This is a genomic window from Vreelandella sp. L-15 (assembly GCF_056857635.1).
Window position 1 is genome coordinate 1 of record NZ_JBSXNN010000003.1, and the last position, 3,842, is coordinate 3,842.

3 protein-coding genes and 1 pseudogene are annotated in these 3,842 nt (G+C 57.2%); all 4 read right to left on the minus strand.

Annotation, left to right across the window (positions count from 1 at the left end; genetic code table 11):
- A pseudogene (locus tag AC13CY_RS00070) lies at positions 1-147 on the minus strand (IS1380 family transposase); the annotation flags it as partial.
- 61 nt (positions 148-208) lie between these two features.
- A complete protein-coding gene (locus AC13CY_RS00075; protein WP_474791603.1) occupies positions 209-1,141 on the minus strand; it encodes an AraC family transcriptional regulator in 933 nt (310 codons plus the stop codon).
- A 185-nt stretch (positions 1,142-1,326) separates the two neighbouring features.
- Positions 1,327-2,721 (minus strand): amidase, encoded by a 1,395-nt coding sequence (locus AC13CY_RS00080; protein ID WP_347189114.1) that lies wholly within the window; start codon positions 2,719-2,721, stop codon positions 1,327-1,329.
- Between the two features lie 698 nt (positions 2,722-3,419).
- A complete protein-coding gene (locus AC13CY_RS00085) occupies positions 3,420-3,677 on the minus strand; it encodes a GIY-YIG nuclease family protein (RefSeq protein ID WP_483052163.1) in 258 nt (85 codons plus the stop codon).
- Positions 3,678-3,842 lie beyond the last annotated feature (165 nt).

The following is a 3,842-nucleotide window of genomic DNA, read 5'->3' on the forward strand; positions in this document are numbered from 1 at the left end:
GCCACGCGGGTTCCATTTGACGACATAGTCGAGCCGGCGCCCCTCGTCGGCAAAGACCTGGCGTTGCTGTTCGAGAAGCGCCAGGTGCGCCTGGCTGTCGAAGCCGCTGTCCTCGCGTAACAGGATCGGTTGCTTGGTCAAGTGTTGCGTTGTGCTTCCCCGTCATCGCACTTGGTGTTCGCGCGCCTTCCAATTTGGGGTTGGATGGCTAGGCTGCGGTTTTTTTCGTTACCGATGTGGGCGAGCAGCCGAAGGCTTTGCGGAACGCTTGGCTAAAGTGCGAGACATCTTTGAAGCCGTGGTCTATCGCTACTTCGGTAATGCTGCGCGCACGGCCTTCTAATAGGGCTTTGCGGCTAGCGGTTAGGCGTAGCTGCCATAGAGTGTTCATCGGGGTAGTGCCTTGGGCGGCAAACAGGCGGCTTACCGTGCGTGATGATACGTGGTGCGCGTTGGCTAGCTCGGCAACGGTTATTGGGTGGTGCATATGCTGTTTTAGCCAGGCCACCATGCGGGCATAGAGGTCTGATTGGTGGGTGTGCCCGCTTTTTTGCAGGTTAATGGCGGCGGCCACTAGGTCTAACAGGGTGTTGGCAAACTGGGCGGTGTGCCCGTCGCTTTCGGTGTCGCTGTTGTAGTGAAAGGCTTCTGTCATCATCTGCTTTAGGGTGTTAATGCCGGGCCGTTTGGGGTCTAGGCGTGCGCCTGCCATGGCGCTAATGCCCGGTGTGCTTTTATCAAACGCTTGGCGTGGTAAGCGGATAATGTTGAGTTCTGCCTGTTCCATCGCAAAGCTAAAGGGGGTGGCGGCGTCGTAAATGACGAGGTCGCCTGCGTTTAGCTGGCTGCGGTGTTCATGCTGGGCAAGCTGGCCGTGGCCGCTGCGCAGTAGCCCAATGTAGTAGTCGTTAGCAGGATGCTGGCGTATGCATTGGGGAGTGCGCTGCCATATGAGCCCAGTGTGCGAGGTATGCCAAGCAATATCGACTTCCGCTAAGGTGCTGTAGGTAAAGCTGCCGGAGAAGGCGGTTGCTTGGGTGCGCTGTGCTTTGGCGTTGATGAGGCGCGAGCATACGGCATCTCGCCAGGCTTCAAAACAGTGCCGCGGTTCGTAGTTTTCGGTAGAGAAGTGCTCTTTCATACGCTTGCCTCGCGGTGTGGCCCTACAACAGCTGTTTTTGCTGCAATAACAGGGCCATAACGAGAGTTGAGAATGAAAAAGCGGTAGTTACAACGCTACGAAAACTAACCTTTTTTCAATGTTCTTTTGGTGGCTTGTTCGGCGCACCATTGGGGGGAACTGGTGCGCCGAGTTGGGTCGAAAAGTTACAGTTCAGGATGACGTTTGTGCCACTTGGTAACCTGTTGGTACGCCCAGCCGCCTTGAATGGCACGGGTTTCATCAAAGTGGGCGGCTACCAGTTGGAAACCGATGGGGGCACCGTTGGGCGTTTGGCCGCAGGGGAGCGTTACGGTGGGGTGCCCGCTGCTATCGAAGGCGCTGGTAAAGCGCAGTACGCCGCGAAAGAGCTCTTCATCGGTGCCGAAGCGTTCCATGGTTTCCCAGGTTAGCCCTGCAAAGCTGTTGGCCGGGGCGAAGATGAGATCCACTTGTTCAAACAGGGCGTTGATATGGCCGCGTAGGGCGGCGCGGCGTAGCAGTAGTTTTTGGTATTCCATGGCGCTGAGCGAGTGGCCTAGGTCGAGTAGGCCTGCTAGGCCGGGGCCGTATTGGTCGCGTTGCGCTGGGTAGGTTTGTTCATGGGCAACGGCGGTTTCAACGGCGCATAGTCCGCTCCAGTCGCGGGCGGCTTCGTCGGTGTCTGGCATGGAGATATCGACTATCTCGGCCCCCAGCTCGGTCAGTGTGTTGATGGCTTCTTTCAGCGCTTGCTTGGTTTCGCTGTCTACTCCTTCAAATGCCCATTGGCTATCTAGGCCTATCCGGCATTTTTTTAGCCCTTTGGTCATCAGCGCTAGGTAGTCGGGTACCGGTAGCGTGCTAGATGTGGGGTCTTTTTCATCATGCCCGGCAATGGCTTGCAGCATGGCGGCGGCATCTGCCACGGAACGTGCGATGGGGCCAATGTGGTCGAGAGAGGCGGCTAGCTCAAACGCGCCGTGCCGGGTAACGCGCCCCCAGGTGGGCTTGATGCCGGTTAGGCCGTTGGCGTTGGATGGAAAGCGAATCGAGCCGCCTGTGTCGGTGCCAATCGCGCCAAAGCAGAGTCCGGCGGCGGTGGCTACGCCGGAGCCGCTGGAGGATACCCCTGTCCAGAGTGAGTTGCCCCATGGGTTTGTGGGGTGGGTAACGTCTGGGTGGTGGTCGGCAAAGGCGCTTTCAGTTTGTATCAGTTTGCCTAAGATCACGGCACCTGCCTCACGGAAGCGGTTGACCACGGTGGAGTCTTCCGGTGGGTAGTGGTCTTTGTGAATGGTCATGCCGTGGGTGGTTGGCGTGTCTTTGGTCCAGATAAGGTCTTTTAGTGCAATGGGTACGCCGTGGAGTGGGCCACGGAATTGCCCGCGTGCAATCTCTTCGTCTGCTTGTGCTGCCTGCTGTAATGCGCTCTCTTTCATGACGTGTAAATAGCTGTTGAGCGTGGGGTCTAAGCGCTCAATACGATCCAGCAGTTGTTGGGTGACCTCTACGGAGGAGGTGTCTTGCGATTGTATGCGTTGCCCAACCTCACACAGGCTTAAGTAATGTACTTGTTTCATGGTGCTCTCGCTTTGTAGTGGCGTTGACTCCATCAAGCTAAGCCAGTGAGCTGCCATGAGCTGTGTTGAAACGGACAATGGTTGTGGCCTACGTGCCACCGCTGGCCTGAATTTGCTTCGTCGTTCCTTTTCGCCATGACACATGAATTGGCCTGGGTGTCATCGCGAGCGGAGCGCGGCGATCTGGATTGCTTCGTCGTTGCCTCCTCGCAATGACACGGGTTGGGGGCGGTGGTGTTGCCCTTTGGGTGTCGTTGCGAACGGAGTGACGCAATCTGGTGTTGGGGCCGCTGCTGGCTGAGATTGCTTCGTCGTTCCTCCTCGCAATGACACATGCACTGGCCTGGGTGTCATCGCGAGCGGAGCGCGGCGATCTGGGTTGCTTCGTCGTTGCCTTGTCGCAATGACACGATTCGGATGCGGTGGCGTTGCCCTTGGGGTGTCGTTGCGAACGGTAGTGAAGCAATCTGGTTTGGGTGCCGCCGCTGGCTGAGATTGCTTCGTCGTGCCTCCTCGCAATGACACGGGGTGGGGGCGGTGGCGTTGCCCTTTGGGGTGTCGTTGCGAACGGTAGTGAAGCAATCTGGTTTGAGTGCCGCCGCTGGCTTGAGATTGCTTCGTCGTTCCTCCTCGCAATGACACGGGAGACGTGGCTACTCGACATGGCACATGAATCGGCCTGGGTGTCATCGCGGGGCTTAAATTTCTATTTCATGCCAACCTGGGTTGGTGGCTTCGATTAAGGCTATTTTCTTTGCTCTTGAGCCGCTTTTGATCTGTTTTTCTCGCAGTATGGCGGCTTCGATGCAGGTTGACGCTTCAAACCAAACGAGTTTGTGACACTTGTACTTACTGGCAAAACCCGGCGTTAGCGCGTTTTTGTGTTCGTATAAACGGCGCTGCAGGTCGTTGGTGACGCCTGTGTAGAGCACCTTGTTGGTGCGGTTTGTCAGTATCCTGAATCCGTGAGACCGGCCCCCGGAAGCACTTCTAACCCACTGACCTGCATGGCAATATAGCCATTATCGCCATTCACCCAGACAGTGCCATGCCCAACATAAAGTTCCGCGCCAGTTGCCGCACCCTCACCAGCCACGCCGGGCTGTCCATCATCGGGCAAT